The following is a 19,107-nucleotide window of genomic DNA, read 5'->3' as shown; positions in this document are numbered from 1 at the left end:
ATATAAGCCATTGCGATATTAGTTAATATAGTTGATACTATTGCTGCAACAATCAAAAGAATTATTTGTGCTATATAATTCCAAATTGCAATCCAAAATAACGCCCAAAAAATAGAATCTGATACGCCTCCGCCAGAACCAAGTGCGCCAAAAAAAATCGCTGAAACTGATTATGACTTTAACAAACTGGTCCACCTCTTTTCAGAAAATGGGGAGATGACACTTTATGGCCTTCTTTACACACAAATTCAGCCTGTCGAAGTTAAATCTGGGTATTTTGAATTTCATGCAAAAACAGAGATCTCAAGCTCTACTTTGCAAAAGATTAGCTCTTGTTTGAAAAAATGGACAGATATGAACTGGACTTTGATCCAATCCAAAAAATCTGGAAAACCAAGCCTCAGCGAAACAGACGTCAATCGTAAAAAAGACCAGCACCTGCAAGCTGCCAATCACCCCATTGCACAGATTCTTCTAACGCAATTATCTGGGGCCACAATTAATGGGATTCATACAAAACAAGCCTCTTAAAAATAGCAGTAGGCTTTTTGAAACTTTCAAGGTAAAATGTGTTTCCAACATCAATAATGCTAATAGATATCAACGAGGGATGAACATGAAAAATATCGCAAATTTAATGAAACAAGCTCAAGAGATGCAAAAGAAAATGGCAACTCTGCAAGATGATCTCAAAAATTCAACCATCACTGCTGAATCTGGCGGTGGCATGGTTAAAGCAACCCTCAATGGCAAGGGCGAGATGACAAAAATTGAGATCGATGCATCTATCATTTCAGCTGATGACAAAGAAACACTCGAAGATCTTATCGTTGCAGCAACAAACAATGCAAAAAACAAAGTTGACCAATTGGTTCAAGAAAAAACAAAACAAATCATGTCAGGCATGCAACTCCCTGACGGGCTTTCATTACCTGAATAAATCTAATGGCCAGTCAAGAGCTCGAAAAATTTATCAAATTGCTCGGCAGAATGCCAGGTCTTGGTCCTCGTTCTGCCCGCAGAGCTGCTCTTTATCTTTTACAAGACAAAGAAAAGCTCATGCTCCCTCTACTGGCCTCTTTTCAAGAAGTTGCTGAAAAAATTGTCGCCTGCCCTCTTTGTGGCAATCAAGATACGCAAACTCCTTGCAGTCTCTGCCAAGATGATAAGCGTGATCAGTCAACCTTATGTATTATTGAAACAGTCGGAGACCTCTGGGCACTTGAGCGCACAGGCTCATACAAAGGCCTTTATCATGTTCTTGGTGGTGTTTTATCTCCGCTCGATGGTATCAGACCAGAAAACCTAAGACTTAACATCCTCGAACAACGCTTACAGCAATCAAATGGGCAAATTCAAGAAGTGATTATTGCCCTCAGCGCAACGATGAATGGACAGACAACGTCTCATTATATTGCTCATCTCCTTGAATCATATCAACTCAAAGTCACAAAACTCTCTCATGGCGTCCCTGTTGGTGGAGAACTTGATTACTTAGATGATGGAACGCTCTCGCTCGCTCTACAATCCCGCCGGATGATGGGATGATTGTTTCAACAATTTCTTGCGCTCTTTTTTTGAGCTGAGCAATCCACCCATAACAACCAATATAGTTCCTGTCAGTGAGTAGATCGTCCACTCAAAATCCTCAAAGAAAATTGACAAGTTTAGCGCTAAAACGGGCGTAAACAACCAAATATATCCAGCAAACCCTGCACTCACTTCTTTTGCAAGCTTTAAGTAAATGCCAAACACAAGTGGCGTTACAATAACGGACAGATATATAAGCGGCAGAACATAAGAGTACGAAAAGTCAAACACCAAAGAACCACCCATCATAAAGTGTTTTAAAATGCTAAAAACACCGCCATATAGCATTGCAAAACCATTGATAAGCATAATTGGATAATTTTCTCTTCTCATCATTACTTTCGATAATACAGTTCCAACAGAAGAAACAAACATCGCTCCCACAACCAGTGAGAAGCCAATCATCGATAAGATATCAGGACTGACCTTATTTAGATCATTATAAAAAACAAGTACAATTCCAATTAAACTCACAAAAGAGCCCTTTAGAAACTGTAAAGTTAATTTATCACCAGAGATAATTGTCCCAAGAATTGTATTCGGAACAATTGTAAAAGCTAAAAATAAAGCAATGACACCGGTTGGCATATAAGCTGTTGCGTTGTAACTTAATGAATGCGCTAAACAATACATGCATAGCCCTTGAAACATCAACAACAAATGTCCACTCAAAGAAATCTTGCTAAAGACCTTTGTCTTCATACAATAAAGCAAAATAAGAGAACCTGCGATTATAAATCTATATCCAATCGAAAGAGAATATGGCATAGAAGAAATTTGAGTCGGAACCATGATCCATGACGAACCCGCAATAAGCGTCGCTAATAAAAGCAATTTAATATGATTCGACACAAAACACCTTTTCGTTTATTCTTTTATCATTTTTGATCAGCAAAATCCCTTTGCATCTTATCAACTTTTACAAACACTGGCTTCATTAGTGGAGATAGGCACAAAACAAACAAGGCTGCGGCAAAAGCAATATACATTACAATTTCAAAAGCATGACCATAAACCAGCGCAGCACCAACAACATCTATTGCCTCACCCTCACCTGTTTCCACCACAGCTAATTTTGCAAAGACGCCTGCTAAATTTTCTCCGAAAGCAATGGAGAGAAACCAAATCCCCATCATCAAACTACCAATCGATCTCGGAGCCAATTTCGTCACCATCGATAGACCAACAGGAGAGATACAAAGCTCACCCATTGAATGAAGCAAATATCCTAAAACAAGCCAATAGCCCGAGATCAATTGCCCTGGCTCAGTTTCTCGGACGCCCATAATAAAGGCGCCAAAACCCAAACCAAGCAAGATAAGGCCAAAGCAAAATTTAATTGGCGTATAAGGCTCTTGGTGTCTTTTTCCCAAAAAAATCCATAACCAGGCAAATACCGGCCCAAGTAAAATGATAAAAGCTGAATTAAAGAACTGGAATTGCGCTGTTTCAAGCGTAACACCAAAAACAGCCCGATCCACAACACGATCTGTAAACAAAGTCAATGAACTAAAAGCCTGCTCAAATATGGCAAAAAAGGCCGTATGAAAAAACATCATTGTCAAAATCACATAAAGCGCTGCCTTATGGTCTTTAAATTCCGTCAGCGATAAAAAAATCACATAAGCAAAAACAGCGATCCCGATTACCTTTAAAATCACATCAAAAATATGATCCTGATTCACAAGATAAGCAAAGATGGGCACAGAAAAGATAGCAGCAATATAGATAAGTTGTTCTTTTGAAAAGCCAACCAAGGTACTTTTTCTTAAAGATTGAACATTAGGCGCTGCACCTGCAGACCCTAAAGAAGGTATTCCTTTGAAAAAAGTAACAATCCCTAACAACATTCCAAATGACGCTAGCCCAAATCCCGCATGCCAGCCGTATTTCTGACCAACATAACCACAAGCAAGCGGCGCTAGCAAACCACCAAGATTAATGCCCATGTAAAAGATTGTAAAACCAGCATCACGACGCGGATCCCCCTCTTGATACAATTGACCAACAAGCGTTGATACATTGGCTTTAAAAAGTCCTGTTCCCGCAATAATAAAAGCAAGACCAAAATAAAAAAACAACATGCCATCAATCGCAAGACAAGCATGACCAATCGCAATAAAAATACCCCCTGCGATGATGGCTCTGCGATTTCCTAAGAAATGGTCAGCGATGAAACCACCAATAATGGGCGTTGTATAGGCTAAAGCTGCATAGGCCGCCATGATGCTGTAGGCTCTTGCATCTTTAAACTTTAATTCATTGACCATATAGAGAACCAATAAGGCTCTCATTCCATAGTAGCTAAATCTTTCCCACAATTCTGCGAAAAACAAATAATAAAGACCCCGGGGATGGTGATTAAACTTCTGCGAAATAGCTTGAGACATTTTACTTCCTTAGAGTGTAGGCAATTCAATTGATATTTTCATTTATGCATCTTTGAAAATAAAAATCAAGGCTCATTTCATTTTTAAGTAGATTTCTAAAAAATAATTTTGTAAATCTATTAGTTACGTTCATTATACCAAACATTACAAACGGATGAGAGATCATGAGTAACCAATCAAATTCAGATATTGATATTTATAAGAATGCGCGCGAATTTACGCTAAGAGCTGTCCTATTAGGCCTTATTGCCACAGCAACCTTTACAGCTTCAAACTTATACCTTTCTCTAAAAGTCGGTCTTTCAATTGCCAGCTCAATTCCCGCAGCTGTGATTTCAATGGCAATCTTCAGATCTTTTAAAGATAACAACATCCTTGAAAACAACATTGTTCAAACCATTGTTTCCTCTGCCGGAACTCTCACAGCTGTTATCTTTGTACTGCCTGCGCTTCTGATTACAGGCTACTGGGCAGGTTTTGACTATTGGTATACACTTGGCATTTGCGTCACTGGTGGAACCCTTGGTGTCATGTTCAGTATTCCGCTCCGTAGAGCTATGATCGTCGAAAGTGACTTACGATTCCCTGAAGGCGTTGCTGCAGCTGAAATTTTGAAAGTTGGTAGCCGTCAGCTTGATGAAGAGAAATTAGCTCACGATACTGATCCAACCGATATCGAACATGGCTCTAAAGGGATTACTGAACTCGTTATTGGAACAGGCGTTGGCGCTGTCTTTAAAATTCTTCAAGATGGCTTTAAATTCATTGGCGAAGAAGTCTCTGTTTGGTTCAATCTTAATGGCCGTATCTTTGGTATGGGTACAGGTGTTACAATTGCGATTATCGCTGCTGGTTATTTGGCTGGTATGAATGCAGGTATCTCATTCTTAATTGGTACAGCGATTGCTTGGCTGATTGCTTTACCCGCTATGTTTGTGGTTGACCCATCTCTCTCTGGTGAAGAACTCATGAAAGCAGCTTATGGCTTCTGGGCGAAAGATATCCGATTCATCGGCGTGGGTGCAATGGCTGTTGCCGCACTTTGGACATTGGTTATTTTGATGAAACCAATCGCTAAAGGTCTTAAATCTTCATTTGTTCAAATGCAAACTGTTAAAAAGAGTTCTTATAGTGCGATCAAAAGAACAGATTTTGACCTACCAATTCACTATGTGATTCTTGTGTCTCTTATTCTTATGATTCCTCTATTCCATATGTTTAAGTCAACTCTTCTTGAAGAACCGCTGGCTTTAAGCGGTATCATGATCATTCAAATCCTTTTGATCTGTACTGTGTTCACATTCATTTTTGGATTCTTACTCTCAGCAGCCGCAGGTTATATGGCAGGACTTGCAGGGTCTTCAAACTCACCAATCTCAGGCCTATCCATCACTTGTATTCTCTGTTTAAGCTTCCTACTTTACTGGTTTGTAGGCAAAGAAAACTTGATGATTCCAGGATCGAACAATATGAAAGGTCTTATGGGACTCATCCTTTTTGTATCGTCCGTTGTTCTAAGCATTGCTTGTATTGCAAATGATAACTTACAAGATTTAAAAACGGGACAATTGGTTCAAGCAACACCTTACAAACAGCAGCTTGCCTTGGTGATTGGTGTTATTATTGGCGCTATCGTGATTCCGCCAATCTTAAACTTACTCCATGAAGCTTACGGATTTGTAGGAGCCATTCCACGTGCTGACATGGATCCTTCTGTTGCCTTGGCAGCACCTCAAGCAAACTTAGCAGCTGTTTTGATTCAAGCTATCTTTAATGACAATCTAAACTGGCCAATGATTCAAATCGGAATGGGCGTTGCTGTTTTCTTTATCATTTTAGATATGTTCCTAACCTCAAAAAACCCTAAATACTCTATCCCTGTTTTGGGCGTTGGCATGGGAATCTACCTTCCATTCACAATTGGCATGCCTTTATTCCTTGGAAGTCTTTTCTCATGGATTGTCAATCGCAGAATCGCAAGCAATGCAAAAAAGATAGCATCTGCAAACGACAAAGAAACTTACGTTAAAGTGTCTGAGAAAAAAGGAATGCTCATCGCATCAGGTTTTATTGTTGGAGAATCACTCATTGGTATTCTGATGGCAATTTTGATTGTCTCAACAGGTAGCCAAACGCCTTTAGCACTAATGCCTGCATCCTTTACACCAACAGCAAATATTTTAGCAGCCTTGCTGATTTTTGCGATCGGATTTTGGTCTTACAGACACATCACCTCTAAAGGAAAATAAGGCGAATATCTATCTTTTTTAATCTAGCCTCAAATTGGGGCTAGATTTTTTTTGGAATTACAGGCATAACATAAGGAGCTTGCACTTCAAAAAAAATAAAAAGGCAGATCTAGTTTGAAAGAAATTCCAATCAAAAATTTCCCAATTTTTGTTCTCATTACGAGTTTCATTTTTCTTCTCGCTATATATCTTAATTATTATTTCACAATCATTACTTTTGACCATATCCAAGATTTATTTTCATCGCTTCTGCTTTATCAAAACACCTTCTTTTTATGTCTACTCTCAGGCATGCTCTATTGTATTTATCACCTAACTCAAAAAATTAAAGCAAAAAACAAAGAAATTATTGATGCACATCATACTCAAACGAATCTAGAAAAAATCATCAACACCAGCTGCCTTCATTATTTTCTTATCACAGACGGCAAACACGTTGAATGGCTCAAGAAGAATCTTACGCCCGAATCATACCAAGACTACATCACGTATGAAAAAAAATTACTCAACTCAAACAAACCATTTTTGCTCAATGGCATTGGGGTTCCATCTCATTCTCATCAACCTTATTACAAAATCAAAGGCACTTTTGCAGGGCCAAACCGCACTTACCCGATTATCATCATTCATGAAAATACGGATACCGTCATTGAACAAGACCAACTCAGAAAAATCATTCAAGATGTGAAGCTCGAGCTTAAATTATGGCAAACTTTGCTTGAAGAATTCTCTATACCGATTTGGCTCGAAAATACTTTAGGGCAAGTACGCTGGTCTAATAAAGCTTACAAAGAGCTTTATGATCAAGGATCAACAAAAAATGACCTATATGATGCAGATCTTTTAGCTGAGATTGAAAAAAACATCGGGGAGTATGTCCATCTCATCGGCCCTCTTGCAGATGAGCAAAATCAAAACAAAATTATCAATGTCAATGTCAATGGTCAATATAAGAAATATCAATTCAAAGGCATCCCTTTAAAAGATGAAAATGCCGTCTTATTTGATGACCAGATCCAGGATGGAAATTTCTACCTTGGTTTTGTGACAGATGTCACAGAAAGAGAATCTTATAAAACACTCCTCAATCGTCATGTTGCGGGTCAACAAAAACTCTTTGAAACGCTTAATATTGCAATTGGAATTTACGGACCAGATACAAAACTTGATTTCTGCAATCAAGCCTATGCGCAGCTTTGGCAACTCAACAGTGAATGGCTCGAACAAAGGCCACCTTATTTACAAGTGATTGAAGATATCCGCATCCGTAAAAGATTACCAGATCACACAAGTTTCCAAGAATTCAGAGAACATCGGATTCGCCTCTTTACATCTCTGATTGAACCGCATGAAGATATGTTTTATCTCCCTGATGGCCGTGTTTTCCATAGTACAATTGTTCCTCACCCTTACGGAGGCCTTATCTTTATCCAAAGCGATGTCACAACCAATCTATCTATGGAAGGTAGATATCAAATTCTACAAGCTGTCCAGCGCGAAACACTCAATAATATGGCTGAAGGTATTGCCGTTTTTGGATCAGATGGCTTACTCAAACTCTGTAATCCTGCTTATTGTGACATTTTCAAGCTTGAAGAAACTGATTTTATTGAAAATACACATGTGCAAAAAATCTCACAAATCATTGCCTCACATATTTTTGGCAAAAAAGTAAAATCAAAAGAGAAGTTGTCTCAAACTTTGATTTCTCTTGCTCTTGAAAGACATCAGCACACAGGAACACTCAAACTTGACGGCTCACGCATCATACGTTTTTCTGTTGTTCCCTTACCAGATGGCGCTAACTTGAATACATTCTTAGATATAACAGATAGCGTCATGGCAGCACAAAACTTAAAAGAAAAAAATGCGGCCCTCAAGGAAACAGATCAATTTAAATCAGAATTTATTGCAGCAGCATCCTTGAATTTAAAAATGCCGCTCAATTCAATCATGGGCTTTTCTGAAATTCTAGAAGCTCAATATCTTGGAGCCTTGAATGAAAAACAACGGGAATATCTCCAACTCATCAGAGAAGAAAGTCAAAAAATTCTACACTCTATCCAAAACATCTTGAACCTAACATCTATTGAAGCCAACAAATTAAATTTAACGCTCACTGAAATTTCTGTCCCAACCCTTTTAAATGAGGTTAGACTCCATCTTGATTCATCGCAATCAAAAATCAATTTAAAAATCGCAATTGCAAAAGGTGTAACGACTTTTGCACTTGATGCAGAACGCATCCGCCAGATCTTATTCAGTCTCTTTTTACATCTCTCGGACATCAAAAAGAAAAATGCACCTGTTACACTCGATGTCAAAAAAGCGAATGATCAAAATTTAATTTTTGCTCTCTCGTGCCCATTAGATTTAAAAACCCTCACTAAAGAATTAGAGGCCGCTCCAGTTCCTGATGATGAAAATGAACTCCTTGAATATTTGACTGATAATGTGAATTTCACCCTCGCAAATGACCTCATTGAACTGCACCAAGGCAAAATTTTAATGTCCTATACAAATCAAACATTACATATCAAAATTGAATTTTCACAACAAACTGAAACCATCAAACAACTCGCCTCTTAAAAAGAAATGTTTTTGTAAATGAGAATTATTCTCATTGACAGAATCATCTGTCCAGTTGATAATGATTCTCAATATCAACTTCTAAATCTAAAAATATAACATGTCCAAGATCGCTCATTTTATCTATCGCCTCTATCAAGGAATCCTTTTTCTAGGTTTCATGTCATGTGTTATGTTGACCTCGAGTATCTCCAAGGCAGATCATCCAGATAACAAGTTTCAAGGCTCTCAAGATAAACCCTACCATATTGTTGCAACCACAACACAAATCGGCGATTTACTGAAAAATATTGTCGGCAATCGGGCAACTGTTACATCAATTTTGGGTCCTCAAATTGACCCACATCTCTATCGGTTAACTCGTACAGACATCGCCCTTTTACTCAATGCAGATATGATTGTTTACAATGGACTTTTTTTAGAAGGCAAGATGGAAGTTGTCTTTGATCGACTCATTAGCCAAAATGAAAAGCCCATATATGCCATTGGTGATTTGATCAGCCCATCTTATCTCTTGCACCCAGATAATCAGAGCTTCAATCAATATGATCCCCACATCTGGAACAATGTATTACTCTGGCGTGAAGCCACTCTTAAACTCGCTGACAAGCTCTGCACCTATGATCCTAAAGGATGTTCAATTTACACAAAGAATGCCAAAACTTATGCGCAAACCTTAAATGAACTCCACCATTATTTAACTCAAATTGTAAAAACAATTCCTAAAGACAATCGTATTCTGATTACGGCTCATGACGCCTTTAATTATTTAGGACACAGCTACGGCATTGAAGTCATTGGACTACAAGGTATCAGCACTGATTCTGAAACAGGCTTGAACCATATCAACCAGCTCGTCTCTCTGATCATTGATAAAAAAATCAAAGCAATTTTTATTGAAACAAGCATCTCTGACCGTAGCATCAAAGCATTAATTGAAGGTGTGCAATCAACAGGACATCCTTTAAAAATTGGAGGCTCCCTCTATTCTGATGCAATGGGTCCATCCGATAGTCCAGTTGGCACTTATATTGGAATGATGGAACACAATATGTCAACAATTGTTACAGCTTTAGGGGGGTACGTTCCATCCGCTGGCTTTTCTAAAACACGTCTTGCGAAATCGACTTCAAAATCCTTACAACAGAAATGATTGAATGATGACTATACCAGCTCTCTCACTTAAAAATCTCTCTGTTAAATACAACCACAACTTGGTTCTTGATGATATCTCTCTCACTTGTCCAACAGGAAAATTAACTGCTATTATCGGTCCGAACGGGGCAGGAAAATCAACCCTCATCAAAACGATCTTTGGACTTATTCCTCATGAGAAAGGAACAATCCATCTCCTGAATCAAAAGCCTGAAACTATTTTATCGCAAATGAGCTACATCCCTCAACAAACAGAATTTGATTGGTACTTCCCGATTACTGTCGAAGAAGTTGTTTTAATGGGGCGCTATCAACACAGAGGGCTTTTTAAAAGCTTCACTAAGCAAGATCACCACATGGTCAACGAAGCTTTAAAACAAGTCTCTTTGTACGCTTATAAAAACCGTCAAATCAATGAACTTTCTGGTGGTCAAAAGCAAAGAATGATCATCGCCCGTGCTTTAGCGCAAGAGGCTCAAATTATGTTTTTAGATGAACCCTTAGCCGGTATCGATGCCAAAAGTGAAGAGCTCATTATGGCCCTGTTGCGTAAATTACGTGATCAAGGAAAATCAATTTTCTGCGTTCATCACGATCTGCAATCAGCCCCAACTTATTTTGATGAAGTCATTCTCTTGAATAAAAAAATGATCGCATATGGTCCTATAAATGAAGCGCTTACACCACTTCATTTAACTGAAGCCTATGAGCATCATTTCCCAAAGAATACCGACACTCAACCTGTCTCAAAAAAAGCAACGCTCCATGGCTGATCTCATTCACCTTGTTTTTGAAAAAACATCTTATAATACACTCATTGTGATGATAAGCACTTTGTGTCTTGGCATGAGTTCAGGCGTCTTAGGCAGTTTTTTGATCTTACGCAAGAAAGCACTTGTAAGCGATGCTCTCTCCCATTCAACATTGCCTGGACTTGCTCTTGCCTTTTTGCTTTTACCGTCAAGTTGGTTTCTGCATTATAAATTACCCCTCTTACTGGGAGGTGCTCTTATTTCTTGCCTTGTTGCAATGGGCCTCATTCAATATCTTGAAAAATCAACAAAGCTCGACAGCAATACCATTATCGGTGTCATTTTAAGTTCCTTTTTTGGCGTTGGTTTGGTGCTTTTAAGCCTTATTCAACACATGCCAAATAGCGAACAAGGCGGCCTTACACATTTTATTTTTGGCCAAGCTGCCTCAATGAGACAGATTGAAGCAATCTCAATCATGATAATTGCTTTTCTCTGTCTTGGCTTATCCGCTGTCTTCTTTAGATCTTTCCAGATGATTTGCTTTGATCGTCTCTTTACAAAAAGCATCGGTTATTCCTTTGAAAAACTAGACCTCTTTCTCATCTTTCTCATCACCATCACAATGATGACAGGTCTCCAGTCTGTTGGCATGCTTCTCATTGTCTCCCTCTTGATTATTCCAGGCGCAACAGCAAGACTCTGGTTTCACACTTTAAAACCAATTGTCTATCTTGCAAGTTTTTTGGGTGGTTTTGCCTGCATTATTGGAACACTTCTCTCTGCCACCTTTAACAACTTACCAACAGGCGCAACAATTGTTTTAATTCTCTCCTGTTTCTTTTTTATCAGCTATTTACTAAAGCCTAAAATTATTAACCTGCAAAGTGAGGAGGTATCTCATGATCTCACTTGATTCATTCTTGCAGATTGATCTTCCGGCTATGATTGCTTCTTTGCTTGTCTGTCTCTCCTGCGGCATTGGGGGTAACTTCCTGGTTCTCAGAAAACAAAGCCTCCTCAGTGACAGCCTTGCCCACTCTGTTTTACCTGGCATTGTGATGGGTTTTGTTCTCTCTGGTACAAGAGAAGTCGCCCCCCTCTTTTTAGGTGCTCTCATCAGCGCTCTCACAGCGGCTTTTTTGATTGAAAGGCTCCGCCAAAAAACCATTCTCGAGAGTGGCACTATCATGGGCATTGTTTATACAAGCTTTTTTGCCTTAGGCGTTTTACTCATCGCTCAAAGCGCTGCCAAAAAAGTTGACCTTGATTTGGACTGCGTCCTTTTTGGCCAGATTGAATATATTTTCTGGCTAGGTCCAAAGGATTGGGCTGATTTGGGTGACCCAAGCATATGGGCTAATTTTCCAAGAGAAATCATGACGCTCCTCGGCGTTTTCACCTTAATTATTTTGTTTGTAAGCTTCTTCTGGAAAGAGCTCAAACTCACAACCTTTGATTCCGGTTGGTGTCATACAATAGGCTTGAATCCAAAATTCTATCACTTTGGCCTTATTTTTATTCTATCTCTTGCCATTATCGCTTCTTTTGAAGCTGTGGGATCAATGGTCGTTGTCGCCCTTATCATTTGCCCTGCAGCGAGTGCCAAACTCCTCAGCCGCTCATTCGGATCACAAATGTTTTTATGCATTTGTTTTAGTATTCTTGCTGCTCTTTTGGGATATGCAACAGCATCTCTCCTCCCCATCCTCCTCAAAATGCCCCATGCTTTGAGTGCTTCTGGCATGATTGCAACCATGAGCGGAGTTCTGTTTGTCTGTGCATTTTTATATTCCAGAATGTCAAATTTCCGCTCCTTGTAGAAGATTTACTTGTCTACCTCGACTCTTGGAGACAATTTATAAAAAGGCGAGATAGACATAAAAATTGTATTATCCCGCCTCATTGAAACCACCTCACACAGGCGCCATAGAACAAACTTCTTGTATTATCCCGCCTTTTAGAATATCCTTGACTCAGGCGGGATAATATAAAAAGGCTTAAGAAAATGTCAAAAATACAAGAAATCATAGGTAGAATTCATGAACAGGAAGCCCTCAAAAAGACTTTTAATTCACAACAAGCTGAATTTATAGCCATCTATGGACGAAGGCGAGTCGGCAAAACCTTTTTGGTTCGCCAATTTTTTACAAGCCATAAGCATATCATAAAAGAGGCACCAATTTTCTTATATGTGACAGGCACAAAAAACGGATCCCTGCAGGATCAAATCTCCAACTTCACCCAAGAGCTTGGCAAAGCGTTCTACGCTGGCGCACCCATAGAAACTAAGGAGACCTGGCGAGACTCTCTCCAAACTTTGTCTCTCGCTATTCAAAATGTGCCACCTCACAAAAAAATCATTCTCTTTTTTGATGAATTCCCCTGGCTTGTCACGCCCAATTCTAACCTTCTGCAAACATTAGAATATTATTGGAACCATCATTGGTCGCGCGATCCACGCATTAAATTGATCATCTGCGGCTCATCTGCAGGGTGGATTCTCAAACATATCGTCAATAACAAGGGTGGGCTTTATAATCGTGTGACTAAGGCAATTCACTTGCAGCCCTTTAATCTATATGAAACAGCAGCCTATTTGAAATCGCGCAAAATACAATTAAATGAACATCAAATTGTTCATCTGTACATGGTCCTAGGGGGTATTCCCTTCTACCTGTCTCAAATAGAACCAGGCTTGTCTGCAGCTCAAAATGTTGAACGACTTGCCTTTAAAAATAATGGCTTCTTAATCAGAGAATTTTCAAACCTCTATGCAACGCTTTTTGAAGAATCGCAAACTCATATTGAGCTCACTCGTACTATATCCAAACACCCCTATGGTATTGGACAAGAAGAGTTGATCAAATCCATCCCTCATATTTCGAGCGGTGGACGGATCACACAATGGTTATCCGATCTTGAAAATGCTGGCTTTATTATTCGTTTAAAACCGTTTCTAAACAAAAAGAAAGGCATTTTCTACAAGCTCATTGATGAATATAGCCTATTTTATTTCCGCTGGATTGAGCCCATTAAGGATTCGCTTTTAGAACAAGGAATGAGGTCCAGTTATTGGAAAAACCTTCAAAACACACCCGCATGGAACAGTTGGATTGGGTATGCTTTTGAATCGCTTTGCTATAAGCACATCCCTCAAATCAGTAAGGGCCTGGATCTCAGCCCAACGGCGGTACCCTATACTTGGCGCTATGCTCCTAGCAAGAAGATTCAGGAACAGACGGAAAAGACTGATGAAAGTCGCGGCGCCCAAATTGATCTACTCTTTGACAGAGATGACGACAGCATCACTATCTGTGAAATCAAGTACACCTCCGCCCCTTACACTATTGATAAAAAATCTGCTGATCAACTAAAGCAACGGCTAAAAGTCTTCAAAACTGTCACGCGCACAAAGAAGCATCTTTTCTTATCAATAATTAGTGCAAATGGCCTTAAGGAGTCAATTTACTCAACAGAATATGTCTCCAGCTCAATAGATCTAACAGCTCTCTTTCATAAACTGCCGACAGATTAATCTAAATTACTGCATCGTTCTCTACCAAAGATTGATTTATCATTGAAAATTAGAGTTGACACTTCTATTTTTCAATGAAGGCCGCTTATCCAGTTGAACTTTTACCTAAAAATCAATATACTATACAAAGTGATAACAGGGGCAAGCTCGAATGACGCAAATTGATCGACACAAAATCATATTCCTCACCGCAGGCGGCACAGGCGGGCACATGTTTCCTGCCCATACTTTGGGTGAAAAACTCAAGGAAGATGGCTACCAATATGTTCTCTTAACTGATCCACGCGGCATGGTCATGGGGAAAAAAACGGGCTTTAAAAGTGCGATCCGGGTCTTTTCAGCCTCTTTACGTGGAAATATCTTTGCAAAACTCAAAGGATTGATTCTCATTGGTATTGGTTTTCTACAGTCTCTTTATCACATGATCAGAATCAAACCAGCTATGGTTGCAGGTTTTGGGGGATACCCAACCGTTCCAGTCATCATCGCAGCTCGAGTTTTGGGCATTCCGATTCTTATTCATGAACAAAATTCATTTCTTGGCAAAGCGAACCTCAAACTTTCTCAATTTGTTGATAAGCTCACTGTCTCCTTCCCAAATACTGAGGGTATCTCACCCAAAGTAGCCACAAAAACAGCACATACTGGCATGCCTGTCCGGAACGATATTGCAAGTCTTCATGGACAAAAATACTATCCACTCGACAATAATTCACCACTCAATCTTCTCATTCTTGGTGGCAGTCTCGGTGCCAAAATATTCTCAGATATTATTCCTGAAGCCATGAGTTATCTACCGCAACATTACAAGGAACGCATCTTTTTAACCATTCAGGTCCGTCCCGAAAATCAAAAAGAAGCCAAAACCATTCTCGATAAGGCAAATATTCACTATGTGATGAGCGACTTTTTTAGCAATGTCCCGCAATTGCTCTCATCTGCCCATTTGGTTATATCGCGCGCTGGCGCATCGACAATTGCTGAACTAACCTGTGCTGGCAGGCCTTCAATCCTCATTCCTTACCCAAAAGCTGCTGAAGACCATCAAGCTGCTAATGCTCGCATTCTTGAAAAATACGGTGCAGCATGGGTTATGCCAGAAGATGCACTCACACCCAGGTCTCTTGCAACAAGACTTGAAGCACTTTTTGCACTACCTGGAACACTTCCTAAAGCTGCAGAGGCGGCTCAAAGATGGGCACATCCTAACGCCGCAGATTTACTGAAAGCGGAAGCCTTAAAAATTCTCTAGATTTTTCAAGCTTTTTAGGCTTTAATGAAGAAGGGATCAAATCGCATAACAAGAAGATAGTGAGAGAAAAATGTTCAAAAAACCAGAAGATATCGGCATCATCCATTTTACAGGCATCGGCGGCATTGGCATGAGCGGCATTGCCGAAATTCTCTTCAACCTCGGCTATCAAATTCAAGGCAGTGATGTGAATGCAAATTACAACACAGAGCGCCTCGCTCATCTTGGCGTTAAAATTTTTATTGGCCAAAAAGAAAGCAATATCGAAGGCGCAAAACTTGTCGTCATTTCTTCAGCTGTTCGCGAAACAAATCCAGAGGTCAAAGCTGCAAATGCTCACCGCATCCCAATTATTAAACGCGCTGAAATGCTTGCTGAACTCATGCGTCTTAAAAATTCGATTGTAATCAGCGGCACGCACGGTAAAACAACAACAACGGCTCTTGTTGCTCAAATGCTTGATGAAGCAAAATTTGCCCCAACCGTTGTCAATGGCGGCATTATCAATTCTCAAAAAACAAATGCTTGGGTTGGCAAAAGCGATTGGATGGTGGTTGAATCTGATGAGTCTGATGGATCATTTACAACACTCCCATCGCAAATCGTGGTTGTCACAAATATCGATCCAGAACATTTAGAGCATTACGGTAATTTTGACAATTTAAAGTCCTCTTTTGATACTTTTGTCAATAACATCCCTTTCTATGGGCTTGCTGTTCTCTGTGTTGATCACCCTGAGGTTCAAAATATGATCTCACGCATACGTGGTCGCCGCATCACCACTTATGGCTTCAGCCCACAAGCTGATGTCAGGGCTGATCGTATCAGAGCTGATGAAAATGGTTTTGTTTTTGATGTGCATATTTTAGATAAAACATCCAACGAGGCAGATAAATATCATATCATCAAAGACATTCACCTTCCGATGTTTGGAACACACAATGTCCTCAATGCACTTGCTTCAATCGCGATTGCGACAGAACTTGAGTTCAGCGATAAAACAATCAAGTCAGCTCTTGCTCAATTTTCTGGCGTCAAACGTCGCTTCACGATTACAGGCAAAGTGGGTGGCGTTACAATCGTTGATGATTACGGCCATCACCCCGTTGAAATTGCAGCTGTTCTAAAAGCAGCACGACAAGCAACCAAAAAGAAAATTCATGCCATTATTGAACCTCATCGCTATACGCGCATCTCAGCTCTATTTGATGAGTTTTGCACCTGTTGTCACGAAGCAGACTTTGTCTATGTCTCTGACATCTATGCAGCAAGTGAAGATCCAATCAAAGGCATCACAAAAGATAAACTAATTGATGGCTTCCGTCAGCATGGCCACAAACATGTTCAAGGCTTTACAAATCCTGCAGATCTAGCCGCTTTGGTTGGAGCACATTGTGATGAAGGAGACTTTATCCTCTTTTTTGGCGCAGGAAATGTGACAAAATGGGCGCATGATTTCCCAGCTCAATACGAAAAATATCTCAATACAAAAAATATCTCTAATAAAAAACTTGCAAGTTAAGTGACAAGAATGAACCTTAACCAATCAACACAGTCTTTTTTAGATCGCCTTCCTCAAACACGAGGAAAGTATCGTGAAAATGCAGAGCTTTCTGCAATGAGTTGGTTTGGTGTTGGCGGTGCAACAGATGTTTTCTTTAAGCCTGAGGATGCAGACGATCTTGCTTTTTTCCTTAAAAATTGCCCAGAAGACATTCCGATAACCATCATTGGTGTTGCATCAAACCTTCTGATCCGAGATGGTGGTATCCCAGGTGTTGTCATTCGTCTTGGTCGAGGCTTTACTGAAATCACACACGACTCTGACCGAAATGAAATTACAGCAGGGGCTGCTGCGCTCGATATCAATGTCGCAAAATATGCCTTAATGCAATCGATGGAAGGACTTGAATTTCTATCCGGTATTCCAGGCACCATAGGCGGGGCTATTTGTATGAATGCAGGCGCCTATGGGCTTGAAATCAAAGACTGTTTACTCTATGCAGAAGCATTTGATCGCAGTGGCACCCTCCATCGACTCACTCCAGACCAACTTGAATTTACCTACAGGCACTCAATCGCCCAAGATCAAACACTTTTCATTACAAAAGCCTGCTTCAGAGCCCCCAAAATAGGCTCTCCAGATATTATCAAGGCCCGGATGGATGACATAACCAAAGCGCGTGAATTAACACAACCCATCCACACACGCACTGGCGGATCTACCTTCAGGAACCCAGAGGGCCACAAAGCCTGGCAGCTTATTGATAAAGTAGGTGGACGTGGTTATCGTGTCGGCGGAGCTCATTTCTCTGATTTGCACTGCAACTTCATCGTTAATGATCAGAATGCAAGTGCCGCTGATATAGAAGCATTAGGCGATACCATTCAAAAGCGCGTTTTAGAAGAACTCGGCATTCCGCTCATGTGGGAAATTAAAATCATTGGAAACACTCTTGCAGATGACTCTCAATCAAGAAAGGATAAAAAATGACAAAAACAATCGCAGTACTCATGGGTGGATGGTCCCTTGAAAGAGAAGTGTCTCTCACCAGTGGTAAAGCTGTCTCAGCATCACTCAAAACCAAAGGTTATACCGTCAAAGAAATTGATGTGAGCAAAGATTTGAATGCTCTTATCAAAGCATTGAGTCCGCGCCCTGATGTTGTTTTTAATGCCCTCCATGGTACAGGCGGTGAAGATGGTACAATCCAAGCGATCCTTGATCTTCTCGATATTCCTTATACACATTCAAATACAAAAGCGTCCGCTATTGCATTTGATAAAAACCTCACGCGTCAAGTGGCGCAAAGCAATGGTATTTCTATTGCGCCTGGTATGATTATTGACAGCAAAAGTCTTCTATCCGCTCATCCAATGACGCCGCCTTATGTTGCAAAACCAATTGCTGACGGTTCAACCATGGGCATTAAAATTATCTTTGATGCAGCTGAAACCTACACACAAAAGGACATTGATCTTCTAGGGGAAAAAGCACTCATTGAAAAGTTTATTCCAGGCAGAGAACTCACCGTTGGACTGATTGGCGGAAAGGCTTTAACTGTGACTGAAATCAGCTATCCAAATAAAACTTATTTTGATTATGAAGCCAAGTATACTGCTGGATTTGCAGAGCACATCCTACCTGCGAAATTACCAGAAGACATCACCAAACGTCTCTTGGCTGATTCAGAGAAAATCTATGCAGCTCTTGGATGCAATGGCATTTCAAGATGCGATTATCGCTATGATGAATCAGATCCAACAGGCACAAAAATCTACTTCCTTGAGATCAATACACAGCCAGGCTTTACGCCTATCTCTCTTCTACCAGAACAGGCTGCCCTTAAAGGAATGAACTTCACCGACGTTGTTGAGTATCTGATCAACAATCCGATTGAATCAGCCCACTCCAAATCACCAGAATCATTAAAGAAGGCCGGTTAAGAAGTAGCCCTACCTCATTTTGTCATCCCTGCGAAAGTGTACAGACCGGAGACATGGGTAACGAATGTGCGGGGACATAGGTAACACTTTTTCGATTATAACTTAGAGTATAAATTTACGGGAGTGTATTTTTCCATCTGATCTA

The 19,107-nt window shown here is 40.1% G+C and carries 16 protein-coding genes; 14 read left to right on the top strand and 2 right to left on the bottom strand.

Features of this window, described 5'->3' with window-relative positions; all coding sequences use genetic code 11:
• The first annotated feature begins 84 nt into the window (after positions 1-84).
• The 3 genes from KBF71_06785 to recR all read left to right on the top strand — a co-directional run bounded on the left by KBF71_06785 (position 85) and on the right by recR (position 1,548).
• Positions 85-531, top strand: coding sequence for a hypothetical protein (locus KBF71_06785; GenBank protein MBP9878019.1), 447 nt, complete (start codon positions 85-87; stop codon positions 529-531).
• Positions 532-610: 79 nt separating this feature from the next.
• Positions 611-940, top strand: a complete 330-nt coding sequence (locus KBF71_06780; protein ID MBP9878018.1) for a YbaB/EbfC family nucleoid-associated protein — start codon at positions 611-613, stop codon at positions 938-940.
• A gap of 5 nt (positions 941-945) precedes the next feature.
• The gene (gene recR, locus KBF71_06775) at positions 946-1,548 is read left to right on the top strand and encodes a recombination protein RecR (GenBank protein MBP9878017.1); all 603 of its coding nucleotides are present in this window, start codon (positions 946-948) and stop codon (positions 1,546-1,548) included.
• Here the strand turns inward: recR and KBF71_06770 are convergent.
• Entirely contained in the window at positions 1,522-2,442 is a 921-nt protein-coding gene (locus tag KBF71_06770; GenBank protein MBP9878016.1) for an EamA family transporter, read from the bottom strand. The two genes, recR and KBF71_06770, sit on opposite strands and share 27 nt — an antisense overlap.
• A 26-nt stretch (positions 2,443-2,468) precedes the next feature.
• Complete coding sequence (locus KBF71_06765; protein ID MBP9878015.1) at positions 2,469-3,980, bottom strand: MFS transporter; 1,512 nt, start codon at positions 3,978-3,980, stop codon at positions 2,469-2,471.
• A gap of 164 nt (positions 3,981-4,144) precedes the next feature.
• Between KBF71_06765 and KBF71_06760 the strand changes: the two genes are divergently transcribed.
• The 11 genes from KBF71_06760 to KBF71_06710 all read left to right on the top strand — a co-directional run bounded on the left by KBF71_06760 (position 4,145) and on the right by KBF71_06710 (position 18,962).
• The gene (locus KBF71_06760; protein MBP9878014.1) at positions 4,145-6,229 is read left to right on the top strand and encodes an oligopeptide transporter, OPT family; all 2,085 of its coding nucleotides are present in this window, start codon (positions 4,145-4,147) and stop codon (positions 6,227-6,229) included.
• Positions 6,230-6,343: 114 nt separating this feature from the next.
• On the top strand, positions 6,344-8,818 hold the full coding sequence (locus KBF71_06755) for a PAS-domain containing protein (GenBank protein MBP9878013.1): 2,475 nt from the start codon (positions 6,344-6,346) through the stop codon (positions 8,816-8,818).
• A gap of 100 nt (positions 8,819-8,918) precedes the next feature.
• Complete coding sequence (locus KBF71_06750) at positions 8,919-9,971, top strand: zinc ABC transporter substrate-binding protein (GenBank protein MBP9878012.1); 1,053 nt, start codon at positions 8,919-8,921, stop codon at positions 9,969-9,971.
• A 7-nt stretch (positions 9,972-9,978) separates the two neighbouring features.
• Complete coding sequence (locus tag KBF71_06745; protein ID MBP9878011.1) at positions 9,979-10,746, top strand: metal ABC transporter ATP-binding protein; 768 nt, start codon at positions 9,979-9,981, stop codon at positions 10,744-10,746.
• Positions 10,739-11,641, top strand: coding sequence for a metal ABC transporter permease (locus KBF71_06740; GenBank protein MBP9878010.1), 903 nt, complete (start codon positions 10,739-10,741; stop codon positions 11,639-11,641). The genes KBF71_06745 and KBF71_06740 overlap by 8 nt, the downstream gene beginning before the upstream one ends.
• Positions 11,628-12,548, top strand: a complete 921-nt coding sequence (locus KBF71_06735) for a metal ABC transporter permease (protein MBP9878009.1) — start codon at positions 11,628-11,630, stop codon at positions 12,546-12,548. Before KBF71_06740 ends, KBF71_06735 begins: the two co-directional genes overlap by 14 nt.
• Before the next feature lie 185 nt (positions 12,549-12,733).
• A complete protein-coding gene (locus tag KBF71_06730; GenBank protein ID MBP9878008.1) occupies positions 12,734-14,263 on the top strand; it encodes an AAA family ATPase in 1,530 nt (509 codons plus the stop codon).
• A 151-nt stretch (positions 14,264-14,414) separates the two neighbouring features.
• Positions 14,415-15,515, top strand: a complete 1,101-nt coding sequence (gene murG, locus KBF71_06725; GenBank protein MBP9878007.1) for an undecaprenyldiphospho-muramoylpentapeptide beta-N-acetylglucosaminyltransferase — start codon at positions 14,415-14,417, stop codon at positions 15,513-15,515.
• Between the two features lie 70 nt (positions 15,516-15,585).
• Positions 15,586-17,037 carry a UDP-N-acetylmuramate--L-alanine ligase gene (locus KBF71_06720; protein ID MBP9878006.1) on the top strand — a complete coding sequence of 484 codons (1,452 nt, stop codon included), beginning with the start codon at positions 15,586-15,588 and terminating at the stop codon, positions 17,035-17,037.
• Between the two features lie 9 nt (positions 17,038-17,046).
• Entirely contained in the window at positions 17,047-18,009 is a 963-nt protein-coding gene (gene murB, locus KBF71_06715; protein ID MBP9878005.1) for a UDP-N-acetylmuramate dehydrogenase, read from the top strand.
• Positions 18,006-18,962, top strand: a complete 957-nt coding sequence (locus KBF71_06710) for a D-alanine--D-alanine ligase (protein MBP9878004.1) — start codon at positions 18,006-18,008, stop codon at positions 18,960-18,962. Before murB ends, KBF71_06710 begins: the two co-directional genes overlap by 4 nt.
• Positions 18,963-19,107 lie beyond the last annotated feature (145 nt).

It is taken from the genome of Alphaproteobacteria bacterium, assembly GCA_018063245.1.
Classification (GTDB): Bacteria; Pseudomonadota; Alphaproteobacteria; order JAGPBS01; family JAGPBS01; genus JAGPBS01.
Note: the sequence above shows the minus strand (reverse complement) of the source record. Positions and strands in the feature narration are given on the sequence as shown.